We start from the raw sequence: 19962 nt of genomic DNA on the forward strand, positions 1-19962 counted from the left end.
CATTCATGACACAAAAATTAACCGTTCGAGAAGCTTTGCGCGATGCGATGGCTGAAGAAATGCGTAGAGATATCAGTGTTTTTCTCATGGGGGAAGAAGTCGCTGAATATCATGGTGCTTACAAGGTTAGCCAAGGACTGTGGGAAGAGTTCGGAAACAAACGAGTTGTCGACACTCCTATTACGGAACATGGTTTTGCAGGTCTTGGAGTGGGTGCTGCTTTCCTTGGTCTTAAACCAATTATTGAATTTATGACTTTTAATTTTTCTATGCAAGCCATTGACCAAATTATTAACTCAGCCGCGAAAACCCTCTATATGTCAGGCGGACAAATGGGATGTCCCATTGTTTTTCGGGGACCCAACGGCGCGGCTTCAAGGGTTGGTGCACAACACTCCCAATGTTTTGCAAGCTGGTATGCCCACTGTCCCGGCCTTAAAGTTGTTTCTCCCTATTCAGCTGCCGACGCGAAAGGATTATTAAAATCTGCAATTCGCGATCCTAATCCTGTGATTTTTTTGGAAAATGAGCTCATTTATGGTCGTAGTTTCGAGGTTCCGACTGATGAAGATTATTTAGTCCCTCTTGGGAAAGCTTCAATTGTTCGCCCCGGGAAAGATGTTACAATTACCGCTTTTTCAATAACAGTTGGTTATGCCTTAGAAGCAGCTGAAAAATTGGCTGAATTGGGTATAAGTGCCGAAGTTATCGATCTTCGAACCATTCGCCCCTTAGATGAGGATACAATCGTACGCTCTGTAAAATCTACCAACCGTTTGGTCAGTGTAGAAGAAGGCTGGCCTTTTGCGGGAATAGGATCTGAAATCTGCTCAATGATTTGTGAAAAGGCTTTTGATTATCTTGATGCACCTCCTGTTCGCGTTGCATCTGAAGATGTCCCCTTGCCTTATGCTGCAAATTTAGAGAAACTAGCTTTACCAAGCGTTGAAAAGATTATTAATGCTGTTAAAACTGTGTGTTACAAATAGGGAAGTCCATATGCCAATATCCATTCTAATGCCCGCCCTCAGTCCTACCATGACGGAAGGAAATCTCATCAAATGGTTAAAAAATGAAGGGGATACGATTAAGGCGGGGGAAGTTATTGCTGAAATTGAAACCGACAAGGCTACCATGGAAGTTGAAGCTGTAGATGAGGGAACATTAGCTCGTATTATGATCGCAGCTGGGACAGAGCAAGTTGCTGTAAACACAATCATCGCTATTCTGCTTGAGGAAGGAGAGGATCCTTCAGCACTCAGTAGCGTTGGACCATCTGAAGAAAGCGTAAAGAAATCTAATGGAGAAAAGAGTAAAGACTTACCCAAGGAAGCTTTAACTGCCTCCAAAGCAGCTCCGACTTCTCCCAATATTGCAACGCTTCCGGTAAAAGATCTTGCTTCAAGTCAGCGACAGGCAAATAATGCAGGAACCCGTGTATTTGCAAGTCCATTAGCGCGGCGATTAGCAGAACATACGAATATTGATTTGCAAACCATTTCGGGGACAGGTCCTCATGGTCGCATCGTAAAATTTGATGTGGAAAATGCCAAAAAAATGCCTTCTTCACCATCTTCTCTTTCTTATGGAGATGCCGAATATTTTGACATTCCCCTTAATAATGTTCGAAAAATTACCGCCAAAAGACTCACAGAGTCAAAACAACAAATCCCTCATTTTTATTTAACAGTGGATTGTACCCTTGACCCCCTTCTATCTTTACGTTCAGAGCTAAACGCTCGTATGGATTCTGAAAAACTTTCCGTAAATGACTTTATTATTCGCGCCGTGGCTTTAAGTTTAATTAAAGTGCCAGAGGCGAATGTTTCTTGGCAAGAAACGAGTTTGCGTCAATATCAATCTGCCGACGTATCGGTTGCTGTTGCCATTGAGGGCGGTTTGGTAACACCCATTATTCGTTCAGCCCAGCATAAAAATTTACGTCAACTTTCTCAAGAGATGAAAATTTTAGCTGAAAAAGCACGCTCTGGTAAACTGGCCCCAGAAGAATTTCAAGGAGGTACTTTTACCATTTCAAACCTAGGAATGTACGGAATTAAGAATTTTGGTGCGATTATTAACCCGCCTCAAGCATGTATTTTAGCCGTAGGAATGGGTGAACCCCGTCCCATCGTCAGAGATGGTCAAGTTCAGATTGCAACGCAAATGTCGTGCACATTATCGGTTGATCATCGTGCTGTTGATGGTGCTGTTGGATCTACTTTCTTACAAGCATTTAAAGAATTTATAGAAGATCCTTTACGCCTCTTAATATAAAATTAGCTACCCCCCTCGCAACGGGAAACGAAGGGAAATAGAATTTTTTAAAAAGTGCCTCCATAACCCTGGTGCAATTCCTAAAAATAATATTTAATTGTTGACAATTCTTAAAATTTTATTCACACATAAATAGCCACTGAGATTTTGAAAATAATAAAGGAACATCCATGGGCCTATTTTCATCTCTAAATCGTGACCAAAAAGAAGCTCTTACTCTTTTGCAGATCGGGACTTTCCTAGAATATTTTGATCTCATGCTCTATATTCATATGGCGGTTCTTCTTAACGAACTATTTTTCCCAAAAACTGACCCTCAAACTGCCGCTCTCTTGTCTGCTTTTGCTTTTTGCTCCTCTTTTGCTGTTCGCCCCATAGGTGCCTTAATTTTTGGTTGGTTAGGAGACAACATTGGTCGAAAATCAACTATCATTCTCACAACAGCAACAATGTCAATTTCTTGCCTCATTATGGCCAATGTTCCAACTTACGCTCAAATAGGCATTACAGCCGCCTGGATTATGATTTTCTGTAGAATGGCGCAAGGAATGTCTTCTATGGGTGAAATTGTTGGGGCAGAAATATATATAGCAGAAACGATTCCTCGCCCTACTTCCTATCCAGCTGTAGCCTTCATGGCGATAGCTGCTAATATGGGGTCAATGGTTGCGCTGGGTATTTCATTCCTAGCGACGTCTCTTTTATTTAACTGGCGTATAGCCTTTTGGGTGGGAGCGGCAATTGCATTGATCGGCTCTGTTGCACGGACACGTCTTAGAGAAACGCCTGATTTTCTTGATATGAAAAGAAAACAAATGGAGCAAACGATTGCCGAACTCAATCAACAGGAAAAAAGTAAAAATAATAAAGAAATCTTTCAACAAAAATCTTTTAATTGGAAAGAACCGATCAAAGCCAAAACCCTAGTGGCGTATTCTTTAATCTATTGTGGTTGGCCTTTAACATTTTACCTAGCTTATATGTACTTTAATCCCCTCCTCAAAGAAACATTTGGGTATTCAGCTGCTGACATTATCAAACATAATTTTTTCCTCTCCATGATTCTTCTCCTTTCCCAGATTTTTTGGACTCTTCTCAGTTATCAAATTCATCCTATAAAAATACTTAAAATCCGAGGTACTTTTATTCTTTCATTAATGCTGCTATTGCCTTTTTTAATAATAAATTCAACTAGCAATATTCAAATATTTTTGATACAAGCATCTCTTCTCGTTTTAGCCATAAGCAGTGTCCCAGCTGATGCGGTTCTCATTTATCATTTACCAGTGTATCGCCGCTTTACATTGGCAAGCCTCATGTATGCCGTGGCTCACGCTTTAGTATATATCACGACTTCTTTTGCCCTCGTCTATTTAGGTCATTATTTTGGCCCCTATGGGATTTGGTTTATTGCACTGCCTGTAAGTTTTTCTTACCTTGGAGGTGTTTTGTATTTTGAAAATCTAGAAAGAAAATTAGGATTTTATCCACAATTTACCCTTAAAGACTCTTTAAATCCTGGAAGTGAACGGATGAATAAAGAAGCTTTAAACTCTGTGCCTTTAAGAAAACAGCGCGGGGCTTAATAAGATGAATTTTTTTTCCTCTCTAAACCGCAATCAAAAAGAAGCTATTGGACTATTACAAATTGGGACATTTCTCGAATATTTTGACTTAATGCTTTATATCCATATGGCCGTTCTTTTGAATGAGCTTTTCTTTCCCAAGACAGACCCCCATACGGCGGCTCTACTATCCGCATTTGCATTTTGTTCTACCTATGTCATGCGTCCAATCGGCGCTCTTATTTTTGGATGGCTGGGAGATAACATAGGACGCAAATCCACTATTATTATTACAACGCTCATGATGTCTGTTTCTTGTGTAATAATGGCAAATTTGCCAACCTATGCTCAAGTTGGTATATCGGCTGCTTGGATCATGACATTTTGTCGTATTGCTCAAGGCATGTCTTCGTTAGGGGAAATTGTGGGCGCTCAAATTTATGTATCTGAAACAACCCCTCGTCCCTTAGCATATCCCGCCGTGGGACTCGTGAGCATTGCTTGCTCTTTAGGAGGAACAGCGGCTCTAGGATTGGCTACTCTTGTCACGTCATTTTATTTGAATTGGCGTCTTGCTTTTTGGATGGGTGCCGGTATTGCTCTCGTTGGGGCCGTTGCCAGAACTCGTCTGCGTGAGACGCCTGATTTTTTAAAAATGAAAAGGCAGAAAATAAGAGATGCAATTGCTGAATTGACGAAAGAGGATGAGCTATCAACCACACGTCAATCATCAACTGGTAATAAATCGACTTGGAAAGAATCCATAAAATTACAAACACTTTTGGCCTACTTCTTTATTCATTGCGGCTATCCATTATCATTTTATTTAGGATATATATATTTCAATCCGATGCTAAAGGATATTTTCGAATATTCAGCAGAAAGCATTATCGTTCATAATTTTTATTTGTCGATGTTTATGGTGTTTGCTTCCATGATCCTTATTGCCTTCAGCTGCAAGGTTCACCCCTTAAAAATATTAAAAATAAGATGGATCTTCACATTTTTGCTTATGGCAGCCCTCCCTTTTCTCATAATTAATATAAATACTTCCACACAGTTATTTTGCGTACAAGCCCTGATTCTAACCTTCAGTGCAACAGGCTTGCCAGCAGATGCTGTATTTTATTATCACTTACCCATCTTTCGTCGATTTACATTTGCAAGCTTCCTATACGCCTTATCAAGAGCCCTCATGTACGCCATAACATCATTTGGATTGGTTTATTTAGGTTCTTCCTTTGGTTCATTTGGTTTATGGTTTATAACCCTCCCTATTACTTTAGGCTATCTGTATGGCATTCTTCATTTTATAAAACTGGAACGAGGAATCGGGATCTATCCGAATCTCTCAATACAATCTCTAGATAAATCTAACCTGAATTCATTGAATAAAAATGATAAAATGACAAACTCCCCTCTACCAAATTTTAGTAGCAAACGTTAACCTTGGGAAAACTTTACAACATACAAAAATCATTAAAGATGGACTTTTCTTTATTGCCCTGAGATGCAATGTTTCATAAATTTTAGAAGATAATTTTAATCAGAAGTTGGCAAGGTTTTTAACAATTGTGACAAATGCCAGTGCCATATAGCTTGAGCAATATATTTAACTTCACATTCCTCAATGATGTTCGTACTTGAGTTAATGTTTGTATTTAAAATACAGGAGGTTATCAGACGATTATCTGATTTTATAACCCGTCTTAGCATAAGATTTCCCTCGAGGGATTCAATAATACAAATACAGCCCTGATAATAAGGGAAATGACTTTTATTCACAATTTTTTTGCCCGCCACAATATCACCTTTGTTAAAAAGTGGTGACATAAGCTCATCTTGGATTTGGAGGGTGGCATAAGAGGGATTGGATTTTAAAGAACTAATTTCGTTTTGCATGCGCAAATCGTCACTGTCATTTATAAACAACTCTTTTTGCTCATGAGGATTATCTTTTTTACCGTAAAACAGATAATCAAAACTGGCTTCGTGCACATCTTCCCCTAAGGACACAGAAAACAAGCCGGAAAAAAGATTTGAGAAAAGAAGAGCTTTTTGGGGAGTCAGTTCTCTGTCACCTAATTCTAGAGCTTTCAAAGTGTTAGCACTCATGCCTGTTTGTTCTGCAAAAGCAAGACGAGTAAGACCAACCTTTTTTCTTAAGGCTTGCAACCTCTTGCCTCTTTCAATGATTAAGTTTTTTTTAGCCATCAAGAGCACTCAATACTTTTACACTCCTCTTACAAACATCCTATCACTAATTATAGCCTTTCACCAGAAAATTTCTACCTGTACCAATTTTGACGTATAATCAAACTCATCTGTCAGCAAAGTACTAATCCAAATTACTTAAGTGATTTTATTTGACACAAAAATCCTAATGTATGCCTAAAATTTTCATTTTCATAAATTTTTGATAAAATAATTGGCAAATAGGATATTGATACCTGTGCCCATTTTGTGTATGCTTGTAAAGCACAGGTACCCATAAAGGATTAATAAAGAAGGGATTCCGAAATGCTGAAATTAATTGTATCAAAAACGAAACCCAGCCCTAAAATCCTTTCTTTACCAGATGATGTCATTACGAATTCAGATAGAGAACCTTTTCATGTGAATGTTCTCCCCAAGGGGCATCTGCTCTTCGTTATGACCGCTATAGACCCTTCTCACTTCTTATCTTGTGAACTCGTTTTGGAAGTGGTGCATTCCCCTAATGATAATGAGCCAACATTTGTTGTCTGCCATTTCCCTGAAATTCAAGATGATGAACTTTATAAATTTATCGATCAAGATGAAATGCTCTTAGGTCTAACTATGGTTGACTTCCAGATGAAAGTTCTCGAGCAACTCTATAATTTTTGTTTAACTCATCATGCTTCTAACCTCGTAATTTATACGGATAACAATTCGGGTGATGCTTTGGGAATATATAGAGAATTTCTAACGACGATTCATGAGACAACAGTAAAGATGGATACATTTAGCGAAATAATTTTCCCTGTATGTGAAGAGACAAATATAAAGCGGGCAAGCTTTATGGATATTGTATCCCTCAAGCTTCGCCAAACGCTTTGGCAAGAGCAACGGTACAATTTTGCGGTCAAAAAGTACCTTAAATCTCACCCATTTGGGTAACAAAAAGAATCTCGAAAGTTAAGGCCTCTAAAGAAAGTGGTAAGGAGCCAATCATGATCTGGATATTTAACTTAGACCGAGCCAGTGCAGGTTTATGCGATAATTATGCTGATGTCATGCAATATATTATTGAACTTGAAAGGATAAAACAACCTGCCAATCACAGAAAAACTCAGGCCCATTTCAATGTATCAACCCTGGGAACTAATGCTGAAAAAAAGAAATGGTGCATTGAATTTTGTCAATCTAACAACTACATAATTGTTGAAACACCCTCTGAACCTTTAAGTTCACCTTCGTTACAGAGAAATCACCAATCCGCTTCAGCTACTCAAGATCGTATTGAGCAGATTGGTTAATTAAACAATTTGTATTCAATTTCCTCTTATGTGGGTGTTTATTGTTCAACAAATTTTGAAGTCATTTTTCGAACAACTGGCGCAACGAACTGAGCAACAACGAACGCGACCGGAAAAGCGACTTGCCAAGCTTTGAAAAACTGTGAGACAAGCGTTGACGTCAAACCATATTCGTAAGTGGTAATGCAAAGAGAGATAATGCCAGACATCAAAAAAGACATAAAACTTGCAAACACAAAAGTAAAATACTTTTTATTCAATTTTTTCAACACATTAATCCTATAAAACTTTTTACATAAAAGAATATTAGGATATAAAATCCTGACAATCAAGTTTTCTAAATTTTCAAGTCTTAGCCGACTAATGATAACTCTTTCAAACCCTGACCCCGATTTTCCAGGATACGTTCAGATAAACTGGGAAGAATTTTTTGTGTTAAAATATGATCGATGGAACGCGCACCTTGATGGGGATCGGTACATTGCTCAGCAATGTTTGTAATATCCTGATCTGAATAGATTAACCGGGCATGATGTTGCATGAAAAGCCTTTGAGCAACGCTATTAACTTTTAAGCGAACAATTTTAGTTAGATCCGGCATACTTAAGGGATAATAAGGAATGACGGTAAGACGAGCCAAAAACGCATGTGGGAAGTGACGATCTAAAGCCTTCATAATTTCGGACATTCCTGCCTCAACCTCTTCAGCAGCGATATTTGAGGTGAGGATAATCATTGTGTTACGAAAATCGACTTCTACCCCTTCGCTATCTTCGATCATACCCTTATCAAATACCTGATAAAAAATTTCCATAACATCTGGATGGGCCTTTTCGACTTCGTCCAATAAAATAACGCTATAAGGATTACGGCGCACGGCTTCTGTTAAAGTCCCACCCTTTCCATAGCCGACATAGCCGGGAGGTGCACCTTTTAGGGTGGCTACCGCATGAGCTTCTTGAAATTCAGACATATTAATTCGAATTAAGTGACGTTCATGACCATTTAAAATTTCTGCTAATGCTTGTGCAGTTTCTGTTTTTCCAACACCACTGGGACCCACCAATAGAAAAACACCCATCGGTTTGTTGGGGTCCGACAAGCCCGCTCGATAACTTACCACCTGGCTTGCTACCATATCTAATGCATGAACTTGTCCAACAATTCGTCTCTCCAGGGCTTGACGCAATTGCTCCACGGTTAATCCTTCTTCAAAACTTATCATGGTTTCTAAAGGAATGCCGGTCCATCCTGAAATAACTTTAGCCACTGTAAGCCGATCGACGCTATGCGGGACAAGATTTTGTTCTGAGGACTGCTGCCCCCGTAGCTCCCGTTCTAATTGATTAACCTGTGCACGAAGCCCCCGTGCCTTTTCCCCATCTAATTGCTCAAGGGGAAAGTTGTTTAATTCATCTCTTAAATTTTGAATTTTTTGAACAACGTCTGCTGATTGTGACCACTCACTAGCCATTTCCTCAGTTCTTAAGGTTGTTAAATCAATTTCCTGGCCAATTTCGTTTAATCGTCGCTCATGCTCAGATGCACCATGATCCTCACGCAATAACATTTCCTTTTCAATCTCCAATAGTGTCAATTGGTTGCGTGCCTCTTCCAAGGGTTGGGGAATAGCAGAATGTGCCAATGCGACTTGAGCACAAGCTGTATCTAATACACTAACGGCTTTATCCGGCAGGCGACGCCCTGTTAAAAAGCGCTGGGATAATGTTACGGAAGCTTGAATAGCCTCATCTAAAATTGTCACATGATGATGCTTCACCAAAGACCCAGCTATGGCTCTTAACATGCCAAGGGCTTTCTCCGGTGACGGCTCATCCACTTTCACAACCTCAAATCGACGGGTCAGCGCTGCATCCTTTTCAATATATCGTTTATATTCCGCCCAGGTCGTGGCAGCGATGGTTCTTAATTCTCCTCGCGCGAGAGCAGGCTTTAATAAGTTGGCGGCATCTCCTAACCCAACTTGTCCTCCGGCCCCAATCAATGTATGCGCTTCGTCGATAAACAGAATAATAGGAATAAGGGACTGTTTCACTTCATCAAGAAGGGTTTTCAGCCGTTCTTCAAATTCTCCTTTGACACTCGCTCCCGCCTGAAGAAGCCCCACATCAAGTAACCGCAATGAAATGTTTTTTAATGAAGGCGGAACACCACCGGAGGCAATTCGCTGCGCAAGCCCTTCTACAACTGCCGTTTTCCCTACTCCGGCTTCTCCAACCAAAATGGGATTGTTTTGCCGACGGCGAGATAAAACATCAATTAATTGGCGAATTTCCCGATCCCGCCCATAAATCGGATCAAGATTCCCTAAACGAGCTTGCTCTGTCATATCGATGGTAAATTGATTCAATGCCGTTGTATTCGCTGTTACTTGCGCAGGGGATTGATCAGACTTTGATTTAAATGAATTTGCTCGTTTGCTATTTTCCTTAGCTTCAGGGCTGTTTTGGAGAAGTTCCCGCATATTATCTCGATAACTTTCTCGTGAAATGCGTAAAAGTAAGGGACAACTCTCCAACAAAATGCCTCGTAGGGCTTCTGTATCCAAAACGGACATTAATATCGCGCCGGAACGAATATGCTCGTCCTCAAGCTGAAGCGACGATACCATCCATGCCTCTTCCAAAGCTGTTAAAATATGGGGAGATAAAGCCGTTTGTGTTGTATTGCCGGTTTGAAACTTGTCAACAACACCTTGTAATTGTTTTAAAATGCTGGAAACATCAATTTCATAGTACCTTAAGACAATCTGAACATCAGAGCTCGCCGCTTCCAAAAGACGCAAGAGAAAATGTTCCAATTCCACATTATAGTGCGTTTTAGATACACATAATGCAGCAGCGCTTTCCAACGCCCTTTTGCAGGTTGAATTAAGCTTATTAACGAGGGCTTTTGTATCCACATGCATAAACAACACCTGTCTAAAACGGAGTTAACTTCAATTATAATTAATTATAAGAAAAATTAGTTAAGGAATTATGCTATATTGTCAGAGGCGGCTTTTAAGCGTATTATGCAATTAAACGAAAAAATATAATGCGGCCAAAAAGTCATCTTATTTTAACAATTAGTTTAGATAATAAGAGACGAGCAGTTTTTTTACGAGGTGACCTTGAAAGTGCAGGGTAAAGGGTACTTGTCATGAATAAGCTTATTGCACATCTTCTAATGCTTAGTTTAGGCTACATCTGCCTCGCAGATATTAGTGCTTTAGATGAAGTTTTGGTTGTTAAAGCCCCTGAAACACCAACTCATAGAGTTGATCAAAATGTAAGTAATAGTCCCCAAACACCACTTTCGCCGGAACTCCTCTCTCTAAGAAACCAGCAAATAGCAGAAGCAAAAAGAGAATTTCGAAAGTACGTTGGGCTTCCTTATGATCCAACAAAAGATCAAGAATGGATTCAAGAAAATATTAATTATTGGACGCAACGGCTTAAACAGTTAAACAATACTGTTGGTCCACTACCTCCGTCAACGCCCCCTACTCCGCCTATTATACAAGAACAAGAATTAATACTGGCCGGAAATCTGGGTAAGGGTTTACGGAATGTGAGTACAGAAAAATTAACTAACATTATTTTGCGTGAAGATAGGCTAAAAAGAGGAAATTCATTGAACGGATTAGAAAAGGCTCATTCATCTCCTGCCGCGGTAAGGAGAATGGCAGAAGCCATCTGTGAGCTCACGGATCCCAACAAGATAGACGAGTAATTCCGTACACCCCCTATTTCCAGGCAGTTTTGTAAGTTTTAGATTAACTTCTCCCATAATTTTTGAATCACAAGAGAAGTTAATAAAATAATTTCATACAAATTTAAAGAAGTATGTTTTTATCACCTATTCTACACTTTGCATCTGAGGTCGTAGGGTTGAATCTTTTTTACAAAATATACGCACTAAATTTGGGGGTGTAGCACGTGAATTTACATTAGGAGCTCCTAAATTTTTAGGATCATTATTCTCCATATTAAACTTCGAAGTTCCCACCCAATTTATTTTACCGGAATAGTAATTATTTTCCAGATTACTCTTGAATCCTGACCCAACCAGTCTCTGAGAAGTAAGATGACCAACAGCCTGTACAGAGTTTTTAGCCGAATCGGTTTCTTGGATTGATTTTCTTCCTCGCGCAACGTGGACACCGCCTTTCAAATGTCTACGGTGTAAATTTGGATGTTTTTGGTGCTTGCTGTTATCAGGATAAATTTTAGATTTCTTTAGATCATCATCATCGTCATTGTCATCATCGTTATCCTTTTTCAAGTCATCATCCCAATCATTATTGCCTTTGCCTTTGCTTTTGCTGGGTTTTAATGCATCATCTGTTGGAGGAGCATCATTATCATCATCATCGTAATTTGCTAAACGGTTAACCAAAGTATGTTTAATTACACCTATGTGACCACTATTCACACTGTGTATAATGTTCTCTAATTGCAATCGATTAATATTCATGAGATTAATATTAACCTTTATTGGATTAGAAGGATCTTTTGATTGTCTAGCAGCATTTGTTAATAGGTTCAAAACCTGAACAACGGATACCTCGGGATCAGAGAAGTCAAAAGTATATGGTTTTTCAAGCGCTTTCCTAGCTTCTTTCTCTCTTTCTTCAAGAGTACGATCAAGAAAACTCTCTGTTAAAATTGACTCCATCATTGGATCACGTGGCGATGATACAAGGAGTGAACTAGCTCTGGGGGACAAAGTTGCAGTTGTTGCAGAAGCAAAGCGCGGTGAGATTTTTGGGGATGTTGCACTTGAAGATGCCGAAGTCGCATGGTAATTTTCTGCCCCATTCGGCTTCTCATTTTGCGCTGCCACACATCCGTTTGTTAGCAATGCACCCATGGCAATCGTCTTTAATAAAATCGATTTACTTATTTTAACCATTTTTCCCCCCTCATTTATTGTTGCAATAACCTTAAACACAAAACTTCTTTTTTACTTACTTTAAATATATAAATACTTTAAATACTTAATCATATAAGTATTATTGTAATATTTATTAGTTAAATAGTAGTTAATCACAATAAGCATATCAAAAGAATAAAAAACAAATCATTACAACAAATAATGTACAATTTTACAGTTTCTTAATGCTGTAGGCTTATGCTATAAATGAGAGTAAATTTCACGTTTTTCTCATGAATTGGACACAATAATGGAACCACTACACCCCCAGAACAACAAACCCCCTTTTAAATTTACCGGTGAGCGCCTTGCTCTTATGATTGGCGGCACGTTAATTGGGGCTCTTGCCATCGTTTTTAGTTTTAAACTTGCAACACCTATTGTAAAAAAAGCCTGTCAATCCATTTTGGAAGCGCCAGATAAGGGAGAAAGAGATGTCCGTCTCGCTTCCATCGAAGCTATTGTTGTAAAACCCGGAACAATATCACGACGCATTACTACCGTTGGCCAACTTCGGGCTAATGAATCTGTTACCTTACGCACAGAAATGGCCGGTAAAATTAAAGAAATAGCCTTTAAAGAAGGGGCAAAAGTTAAAAAAGGCGATATTCTTCTCCGATTTGACGATGAAGAATTAAAAGCCCAACTGGATAAGGCGGAAGCGGATGTAGAGTACCGACAAGTTCGGTTTGGTAGATTTGAGTCCCTTCAAACGAAGGGGTTGGGTAGAGGTACAGAATTTGACCAAGAAAGAGGCCAGTTGAATATGGCCAAAGCCGAGCTGGAGGTTGCCAAAGCCAAACTTGCTAAAGCCACGATAACAGCTCCTTTTGAAGGAAAAATTGGATTAATTGATGTTAGTGTTGGCGCATACGTTGATAGTCAAAAGGAATTGGTTACCCTCGTTGACTTCGATCCTATGAAGATTGATTTCAAAATTCCCGAAAAATTTATTCATGATATTGGTGTTGGGCAAACCGCAGAAGTCAAATTAGACAGCTTTCCAGATGTTCTATTCCAGGCAAATGTTGAAGCCATTGACTCACGCGTTGATCCTCAAACACACAGTATTGCTGTACGAGCAACCATTCCAAATGAAGATGGCAAACTGCAAACCGGCTTATTTGGTAGTGTTGGCGTTATTATTGGCGTGAAGAATGATGCACTATTGGTTCCAGAATCTGCTTTAGGGCGTGAAGGGGATATTGAGTATGTCTGGGTCGTCGTCAATGGCAAGGCGGGACGTAAGCGTGTTTTGACGAGCACTAAAGAAAACGGCCAAGCCGAAATTACAGCTGGTCTACGTGCAGGTGAAATTGTTGTCACCTCTGGTCAATTGAAACTTGGCGAAGGAATGGCCGTAAAAATTTCGAATATGGGGGATGGTGACGTTGAACTGACAGATGAAGACGAAGATGAAGCTACGCCAAAATCTCCGGCGATATCGAACAAACAAGTGCCAAAGCCTTCCCCTGAAAAAGAATCTGGAAAAGATGAGCCAAAACCTGGAGAAGAAGCAGAACCTAAACAGGAAGAACCAAAAACCGCAGTAGAAGATGTACCATCCGAAAAAAGCGACACTAAAACTGTAACGGAAGAAACAAAACCTTCCCCTCAAGAGTCAACAAAAATGGAAGCATCAGATTCTGTAAAGCCAGACTCTTCCCAAACTATAGAACCGAAGCTGGAGAGCGAAAAAAAGGTTGAGAGTCTTGCTCGTCCTAAACTAGGAACCGATGAAAAAACTTCAAAAGAAAATATTATGTTGAAAGAATCAACAGAAAAGGAAAAACTTTCTGAAAAGAAGGATCCTTTATCCGCTCCCAATGACGGAAATAAAGATTATTCGCCAGAAACCGCTAAGCCTCTTAAGGCCGATACTTCTCAAAAAGAAGAAGCGATGACAGACTCAGTAAAATCCAGTGAATCCTTAGAACAAACTACAAAAAATAACGTGGTAAAAGATAAAGATGAAGATGAACCATCTAAGGTCACCATATCCCCTCATCAAGATAAGTCTGTAGATAGTGAAAAATCTTTAGGAACACCTGAAGAGAAGTCATTTTTCTCTCGATCTCGTGATTATGTCGTTAACTTGTTTAAAAGAAATTAGAGAAATTAAATGAAAATATCTGAAGTCTGCATTCAACGACCGGTCTTTGCGTGGGTGATGACATTTATTCTTATTGCTCTCGGCTTGGTCGGGGGAAGCCGGTTGTCTCTCCAAAAGGACCCAAAAATCGAGACTCCCTACATTACTATTGAAGCGTCATTACCAGGCGCCGGTCCAGACATTATTGAAAATAACGTTACACGGCCTATTGAAGAAGCTGTGGCAGGTATTGATGGTATTGTAGCTACCTCCTCAACCAGTGGTGTTGAGGACAGTAAGGTTACACTAGAGTTTTCACCTGAACGAAGAATAGATGATGCCACTAATGATGTGCGAGATCGCTTGAACAAGGCTAAAGACAAGTTTCCTAAGGAAATGCTTGATCCAAACATCATTAAAGCCCGCGCTGAAGAAAAATCCCTCATGACTTTAGCACTCACCAGCGACAAAATTTCTCCCAGTGAGTTAGGTGACTACGCGAATACAGAGCTGAAAAAGGAATTTGAGGCCATTCCGGGTGTTGCCCGTGTAGAAGTCGCAGGTGGCGGCTTATATAAAATGAACTTAAAACTCGATCCTGTAAAATTAGCTGCTTATAATCTTACGGTTGCCGAGGTGAGGAAATCAATTGCCACACAAAACTTTGAAAAACCTGCGGGTCGGATTGTTACATCGGAAAGAGAATATCTCGTAACCACCCTCGCCAATTTAGAAACACCTTCTGAATTTAGTAATTTGGTCGTTTCTAACAAAGATAGGCATCTCGTTCGCTTAAAAGACATTGGAACAGCAGAAGAATCTGCAGATGATAAGAAAACAAGAATGCGTTTTAATGGCAGGTTAGGCGTCAGTGTTGGAATCGTAAAACAATCGGTTGCCAATCCTATCGATGTCACCCGTGATATTAAGGCAGCCTTACCCCGAATTATAGAACGTCTTCCTGAGGGCGTGACTTTACGTATCGGAAAAGACAGCGCACGATTTATTGAACAATCCTTGCATGCGGTTTATCAATCTATCGCGGAAGCCATAATTTTGGTTATTCTTGTTGTCTTCATCTTTTTACGCTCAGCTCGGGCAGCCCTTATTCCTTTGGTTACGATTCCTGTATCTTTAATCGGCGCCTTATTTCTCATGTATTTAGCTGGGTTCAGCTTAAATACTTTTACTCTTTTATCCATGGTTCTTGCCATTGGTTTAGTCGTTGACGACGCGATTGTGGTTCTTGAAAACATATATCGTCGTATTGAAGAAGGGATGGAAACCTTTAAAGCTTCTATTATTGGAATTCGAGAAGTTAGTTTTTCCATAGTTGCCATGACACTTACCTTGGTTGCTGTGTATGCGCCAATTGCTCTTTCAAAAGGAAAAACAGGTAAATTCTTTGTCGAATTTGCCCTAACCCTTGCAGGTGCTGTTCTCATTTCTGGATTTGCCGCTTTGACGCTTTCCCCGATGATGTGTGCTCGTATGTTAAAGCGAGACACACACCTGGATACGCCCCCTACAACGCCCTATGAGTTGTTTAAGTCTGGGGTATGGCTTTTATGGATTGAAAATCATTATTCCCGCTTGCTCCATAGTGTTATGGATAGAGCCTATAGACGAACAATGGTTATTTTGAGTGGCGTACTTTTTGCGTTATTGGGATTAGCTATTTATTACACTTTACCCGGTGAAATGTTCCCCAGAGAAGACCAAGGTCAAATTTCTATTGAAGGTCAAGCTAGCCAGACAGCAACACTTGAACACACAGACCGCTATGTCAAGGAAGTCGATTCTATTCTTGCAACCTATCCAGAAATTGAACGCCGTGTCACGCAAGTTAATAACCCAACATATGAGATATTTCTTCAATTGGCAGATAAACGCCAACGCTCAACTGCAGAAATTGAAAGAGATCTTAAATTGCGTCTCGATACCATTGCAGGCTTGGAAGTAAAAATAGAAACAGGTTCCGTCTCTGGTGATAAAAGTAATGTGGTTGAATTCGTTGTACAAGGCAACAAAACATACCGTGAAGTCCGAGAATTATCTGAAAATCTTTCTCGACGACTTAAGCAGTATCCTTTTGTAGCCGCTATTTTAAGTAATATTCATCCAGATGCTCAAGATTATGTTGTCTCCATTAACCGATCAAAGGTTGCTACACTCAACATTGACCCCGAAACAATAGCTGATACAATTGAAACCCTTTTGAAAGGACGTAAAACCGGCACCTTCAAAAAAGAGGGAAGACTTTATGATGTCATGGTTGAAATCACAGAAGCCCACAAGCAAACCCCTGAAGATATAAGTAACTTGTTTGTGAAAGGCGGAGATAAGCAAGAATCTTTGGTGCCCTTGGCTGAGTTAGTTTCTGTATTTCCCCGCACAAACCCCATGGAAATTTACCGATATAACCGTCTTCGTTCCGTTAATTTTTCCCTTAAACTGCATAATGGTATTGGATTAATGGAAGGTATAAACAAAGTCCGCGATACAGCCAGAGAGATTCTCCCCCGTGATGCGCGCATTGACTGGGTCGGAGAAACGCGACGCTATTTAAGTGAAAGTCAAAATATCATTCTCATTTTTGCTTTAGCTTTATGCTTTATTTATTTTGTGATGGCCGCTCAATTTGAAAGCTGGATTGATCCCTTCATTATTATGTTGAGCGTTCCGTTATCCCTTGCGGGGGCTGTTTTAACCTTAGCTATGATTGATAATGGAAGTATAAACCTCTACAGCCAAATTGGCTTTGTGACCCTCATTGGATTAATTACCAAACACGGTATTCTCATGGTTGATGTGGCAAATCGCCTGCGAGATGAAGGTATGGATCGTTTAGGCGCTATTATACAAGCTTCAAAAATGCGCTTACGCCCCATTCTTATGACTACATTTGCAATGGTCTTAGGGGCAATCCCCCTTGCCATGGCTTCGGGCGCGGGCTACGAAAGTCGTCGTCAAATTGGCTGGGTCATTGTTGGAGGTATGACTGTTGGAACCCTATTCACATTGTTTGTTCTGCCCGCTTTCTATTATTACTTAGCCCGGCGAACTCGTTTCTCTGTGAAAGAAATTATGGAATAGGACGAGGATGGCGTCCCCCTCCCGTGACCCAAAATTTATTTCACAATATCCTGACGCTCTAAGTCCCGGGACACTTTTTGATGCTCAACTTGTTGCCCGCCATCGCGACCGAATTGCCCTAACTTACCCTCATCATTGTTTTTTAAAAGATCGGGTAGTTTCTGATTTAGCCAATCGCCTGCAACGCGTACGCCGAACTTTTAAACAAGGCATTGACTTAGGTTGTCATACAGGCCAAATGGCCAAGGCTGTTGAAGAAATATTATCTATCAAGCTTTTGTGCGCCGATATCAGTGAAAAAATGGTTGCCTCTTGCCCTATTACCCACAAACTGGTTATAGACCTAGAAACATTTCCGTTTGCTGATCACGCATTTGATCTGGTTTTGAGCGCTCTTTCCTTACATTGGGTCAATGATATCCCAGGTCTATTTGCCCAAATTTATAAGGCACTGAAGCCCGATGGTCTTTTTATGGCATCCCTACTGGGAGAAGAAACATTAAAGGAATTGAGAGAATGTCTCCAAATTGCTGAATTGGAGCTTAACGGTGGCGTTTCACCTCGGGTATCGCCGATGTTAACCTTACAAGATGCAGGGGGGCTTCTTCAACGAGCTGGGTTTGCATTACCCGTTGTTGATCAAGACCGGTTACAAATTACTTATCCCCACCCGTTAGCCCTACTCCAAGATTTACGCAACATGGGAGAAACAAATGCACTTTATCAGCGATCTCATACCGTGACCTCTCGCTCACTTTTTACACGGGCTTTCGAACTCTATCAAGAAAAGTATAGTTTACCAGATGGCCGCATAACAGCTACGTTTGAGATAATCACTTTAACCGGGTGGGCTCCTCACGATTCCCAACCTACTCCTCTTCGTAGAGGATCAGCAACGTCCTATCTTGGGAATCATGTTTAATTAAACAGCGCGCCTTGCTGTGAAAGCCGTTGTGAGGGTACCATCGTCAAGATAATCTAATTCTCCCCCAATAGGCACACCGTGAGCCAAGGTGGAAAGGGAAACAGTTAAAGGTTGGAGACGGTCAATTAAATAGTGAATGGTCGTTTGGCCATCAATCGTTGCGTTTAAGGCTAAAACAACTTCTTTCACCCCCGTCTTCTGAATGCGATCAACCAACGGTTCTATGGTCAATTGATCTGGGCCCATTCCATCAATAGCAGACAAAACGCCGCCCAAAACATGATACCGACCCCGAAAGACATTTGCGCGCTCAAGAGCCCACAAATCTGCAACATCTTGCACCACACAAAGAACCCCCCCGTCACGGCGAGCATCCATACAAATATAACAAGGGTCACTTGAATCCAAATTATAACATATTTGGCATGTCTTTATTGTGGCTTCCGCTGATTGGAGGGCTTCAATCAAGGGGAGCATAATTTGTTCACGTTTTTTTAGCAAATGTAAGGCCAAACGGCGTCCAGAACGTGGCCCAAGACCCGGTAGTTTACTCAAATATTGGATTAACCGTTGAATTTCTGACCCACTCATTATGACCTCTTTTGTATAAGGGTATTGAGTGTCCAATGTAGCGAGATTTTTATGCAAAATCAGCAAAAAAACAGCGGATTAAAATAAAATTTATGGGAGAGCTAAGATATCACAGGTGCCTGCTATCCCGCATTCTTTATTTGCTGCTCGTGATGAGCCGTTAACGCTTTTACGCCTGACCCAGGAGGGGCAGACTTAGCTTTGGCTTGCTTTGCTTGTGCAGCCTGTTTTTTCTTAACTTCTGCCTCTCTCTTCTTTTGAGCCAACAGCTCTTTTTGATGCTCCTTCTTTGCTTCATCCTGTTTTTTCTTTTCAGCCATTAGCTTAGCGTGCTCTGCCTTCTTCACTTCGGCATCTTTTTCGTGTTGTTCTTTTTTTGCTTCATCCTCTTTTTTCTTTTCAGCCATTTGCTTATCGTGTTCTGCCTTCTTCGCTTCGACATCTTTTTCATGTTGTTGTTTCTTTGCTTCAGTCTCCTTTTGCTTTTCAGCAGCTTCCGCATCGTGCTGTTCTTTCTTTGCTTCAGCTTCTTTCTTTTTTTGGTCTATTTTTGCTCGTTGCTGCTGCAATACTTCAGCAGAGGGCTTAGAAGGTGGAGGGGATTTTGTAGCCGCTGTAGACGTTTTGACTTCAGCGTGCGGTTTATCACTGGTCGGCAACGTAGATTTGGATTCTGCTACCTCCGGTTTATGTTTTACTGAAGAATGAGCTCCTGCTGAGACATTCTTTTTAGCAGGCGGCGGGGGTGGTGGGGCAATGGGTGCGCCCGCAACGGGTGCATTAGCTGCTTCTACTGCAGGTTTGGTTGCAACCGACGAACCCGCAGCCGCTGATTTATCTGACTTCTTCTTTTTTACAGGCGGTGGCGGCGGTGGGGCAATGGGTGCGTCCACAACTGGGGCATTAGCTGCTTCTACTGCAGGTTTGGTTGCAACCGACGAACCCGCAGCCGCTGATTTATCTGACTTCTTCTTTTTT

The 19962-nt window shown here is 40.6% G+C and carries 15 protein-coding genes; 10 read left to right on the top strand and 5 right to left on the bottom strand.

Annotation, left to right across the window (positions count from 1 at the left end):
- Positions 1-5 precede the first annotated feature (5 nt).
- From FJX03_07050 to FJX03_07065, 4 genes are all read left to right on the top strand, one after another.
- Positions 6-989 (top strand): pyruvate dehydrogenase complex E1 component subunit beta, encoded by a 984-nt coding sequence (locus FJX03_07050; GenBank protein MBM3633440.1) that lies wholly within the window; start codon positions 6-8, stop codon positions 987-989.
- A 10-nt stretch (positions 990-999) separates the two neighbouring features.
- On the top strand, positions 1000-2277 hold the full coding sequence (locus tag FJX03_07055; GenBank protein MBM3633441.1) for a pyruvate dehydrogenase complex dihydrolipoamide acetyltransferase: 1278 nt from the start codon (positions 1000-1002) through the stop codon (positions 2275-2277).
- Positions 2278-2447: 170 nt separating this feature from the next.
- Complete coding sequence (locus tag FJX03_07060; protein ID MBM3633442.1) at positions 2448-3863, top strand: MFS transporter; 1416 nt, start codon at positions 2448-2450, stop codon at positions 3861-3863.
- 4 nt (positions 3864-3867) lie between these two features.
- Positions 3868-5289, top strand: coding sequence for an MFS transporter (locus FJX03_07065; GenBank protein MBM3633443.1), 1422 nt, complete (start codon positions 3868-3870; stop codon positions 5287-5289).
- A 95-nt stretch (positions 5290-5384) separates the two neighbouring features.
- On the opposite strand, the gene FJX03_07070 is transcribed toward FJX03_07065, so the two are convergent.
- On the bottom strand, positions 5385-6056 hold the full coding sequence (locus tag FJX03_07070; protein ID MBM3633444.1) for a helix-turn-helix domain-containing protein: 672 nt from the start codon (positions 6054-6056) through the stop codon (positions 5385-5387).
- A gap of 306 nt (positions 6057-6362) precedes the next feature.
- On the opposite strand from FJX03_07070, the gene FJX03_07075 reads away from it, so the two are divergent.
- Both FJX03_07075 and FJX03_07080 read left to right on the top strand, forming a co-directional pair.
- A complete protein-coding gene (locus FJX03_07075; GenBank protein MBM3633445.1) occupies positions 6363-6983 on the top strand; it encodes a hypothetical protein in 621 nt (206 codons plus the stop codon).
- Positions 6984-7036: 53 nt separating this feature from the next.
- Positions 7037-7342, top strand: a complete 306-nt coding sequence (locus FJX03_07080) for a hypothetical protein (GenBank protein MBM3633446.1) — start codon at positions 7037-7039, stop codon at positions 7340-7342.
- A 38-nt stretch (positions 7343-7380) separates the two neighbouring features.
- On the opposite strand, the gene FJX03_07085 is transcribed toward FJX03_07080, so the two are convergent.
- Both FJX03_07085 and tssH read right to left on the bottom strand, forming a co-directional pair.
- A complete protein-coding gene (locus FJX03_07085; protein ID MBM3633447.1) occupies positions 7381-7611 on the bottom strand; it encodes a DUF2798 domain-containing protein in 231 nt (76 codons plus the stop codon).
- A gap of 83 nt (positions 7612-7694) precedes the next feature.
- Complete coding sequence (gene tssH, locus FJX03_07090) at positions 7695-10265, bottom strand: type VI secretion system ATPase TssH (protein ID MBM3633448.1); 2571 nt, start codon at positions 10263-10265, stop codon at positions 7695-7697.
- 239 nt (positions 10266-10504) lie between these two features.
- On the opposite strand from tssH, the gene FJX03_07095 reads away from it, so the two are divergent.
- The gene (locus FJX03_07095) at positions 10505-11077 is read left to right on the top strand and encodes a hypothetical protein (protein MBM3633449.1); all 573 of its coding nucleotides are present in this window, start codon (positions 10505-10507) and stop codon (positions 11075-11077) included.
- 126 nt (positions 11078-11203) lie between these two features.
- On the opposite strand, the gene FJX03_07100 is transcribed toward FJX03_07095, so the two are convergent.
- A complete protein-coding gene (locus FJX03_07100; protein ID MBM3633450.1) occupies positions 11204-12217 on the bottom strand; it encodes a hypothetical protein in 1014 nt (337 codons plus the stop codon).
- 313 nt (positions 12218-12530) lie between these two features.
- On the opposite strand from FJX03_07100, the gene FJX03_07105 reads away from it, so the two are divergent.
- Genes FJX03_07105 through FJX03_07115 form a run of 3 tightly spaced genes read left to right on the top strand, consistent with a single transcriptional unit; the run spans position 12531 to position 18390 of the window.
- On the top strand, positions 12531-14393 hold the full coding sequence (locus FJX03_07105; GenBank protein ID MBM3633451.1) for an efflux RND transporter periplasmic adaptor subunit: 1863 nt from the start codon (positions 12531-12533) through the stop codon (positions 14391-14393).
- Between the two features lie 9 nt (positions 14394-14402).
- The gene (locus FJX03_07110; protein MBM3633452.1) at positions 14403-17468 is read left to right on the top strand and encodes an efflux RND transporter permease subunit; all 3066 of its coding nucleotides are present in this window, start codon (positions 14403-14405) and stop codon (positions 17466-17468) included.
- A gap of 7 nt (positions 17469-17475) precedes the next feature.
- Entirely contained in the window at positions 17476-18390 is a 915-nt protein-coding gene (locus FJX03_07115) for a methyltransferase domain-containing protein (protein ID MBM3633453.1), read from the top strand.
- Here FJX03_07115 and recR read toward each other — a convergent pair whose 3' ends face one another.
- On the bottom strand, positions 18391-18984 hold the full coding sequence (gene recR, locus FJX03_07120; protein MBM3633454.1) for a recombination protein RecR: 594 nt from the start codon (positions 18982-18984) through the stop codon (positions 18391-18393). It abuts the gene before it with no gap.
- Positions 18985-19962 lie beyond the last annotated feature (978 nt).

Source organism: Alphaproteobacteria bacterium (assembly GCA_016870095.1).
Lineage (GTDB): Bacteria > Pseudomonadota > Alphaproteobacteria > Paracaedibacterales > VGCI01 > VGCI01.

Coding starts and splice junctions, on each gene's coding strand:
- FJX03_07065 (MBM3633443.1), top strand. CDS start 3,868: ATGAATTTTTTTTCCTCTCTAAACCGCAATCAAAAAGAAGCTATTGGA.
- FJX03_07115 (MBM3633453.1), top strand. CDS start 17,476: ATGGCGTCCCCCTCCCGTGACCCAAAATTTATTTCACAATATCCTGAC.
- FJX03_07110 (MBM3633452.1), top strand. CDS start 14,403: ATGAAAATATCTGAAGTCTGCATTCAACGACCGGTCTTTGCGTGGGTG.
- recR (MBM3633454.1), bottom strand. CDS start 18,984: ATGAGTGGGTCAGAAATTCAACGGTTAATCCAATATTTGAGTAAACTA.
- FJX03_07105 (MBM3633451.1), top strand. CDS start 12,531: ATGGAACCACTACACCCCCAGAACAACAAACCCCCTTTTAAATTTACC.
- FJX03_07075 (MBM3633445.1), top strand. CDS start 6,363: ATGCTGAAATTAATTGTATCAAAAACGAAACCCAGCCCTAAAATCCTT.
- FJX03_07055 (MBM3633441.1), top strand. CDS start 1,000: ATGCCAATATCCATTCTAATGCCCGCCCTCAGTCCTACCATGACGGAA.
- FJX03_07080 (MBM3633446.1), top strand. CDS start 7,037: ATGATCTGGATATTTAACTTAGACCGAGCCAGTGCAGGTTTATGCGAT.
- FJX03_07100 (MBM3633450.1), bottom strand. CDS start 12,217: ATGGGTGCATTGCTAACAAACGGATGTGTGGCAGCGCAAAATGAGAAG.
- FJX03_07060 (MBM3633442.1), top strand. CDS start 2,448: ATGGGCCTATTTTCATCTCTAAATCGTGACCAAAAAGAAGCTCTTACT.
- FJX03_07070 (MBM3633444.1), bottom strand. CDS start 6,056: ATGGCTAAAAAAAACTTAATCATTGAAAGAGGCAAGAGGTTGCAAGCC.
- FJX03_07050 (MBM3633440.1), top strand. CDS start 6: ATGACACAAAAATTAACCGTTCGAGAAGCTTTGCGCGATGCGATGGCT.
- FJX03_07095 (MBM3633449.1), top strand. CDS start 10,505: ATGAATAAGCTTATTGCACATCTTCTAATGCTTAGTTTAGGCTACATC.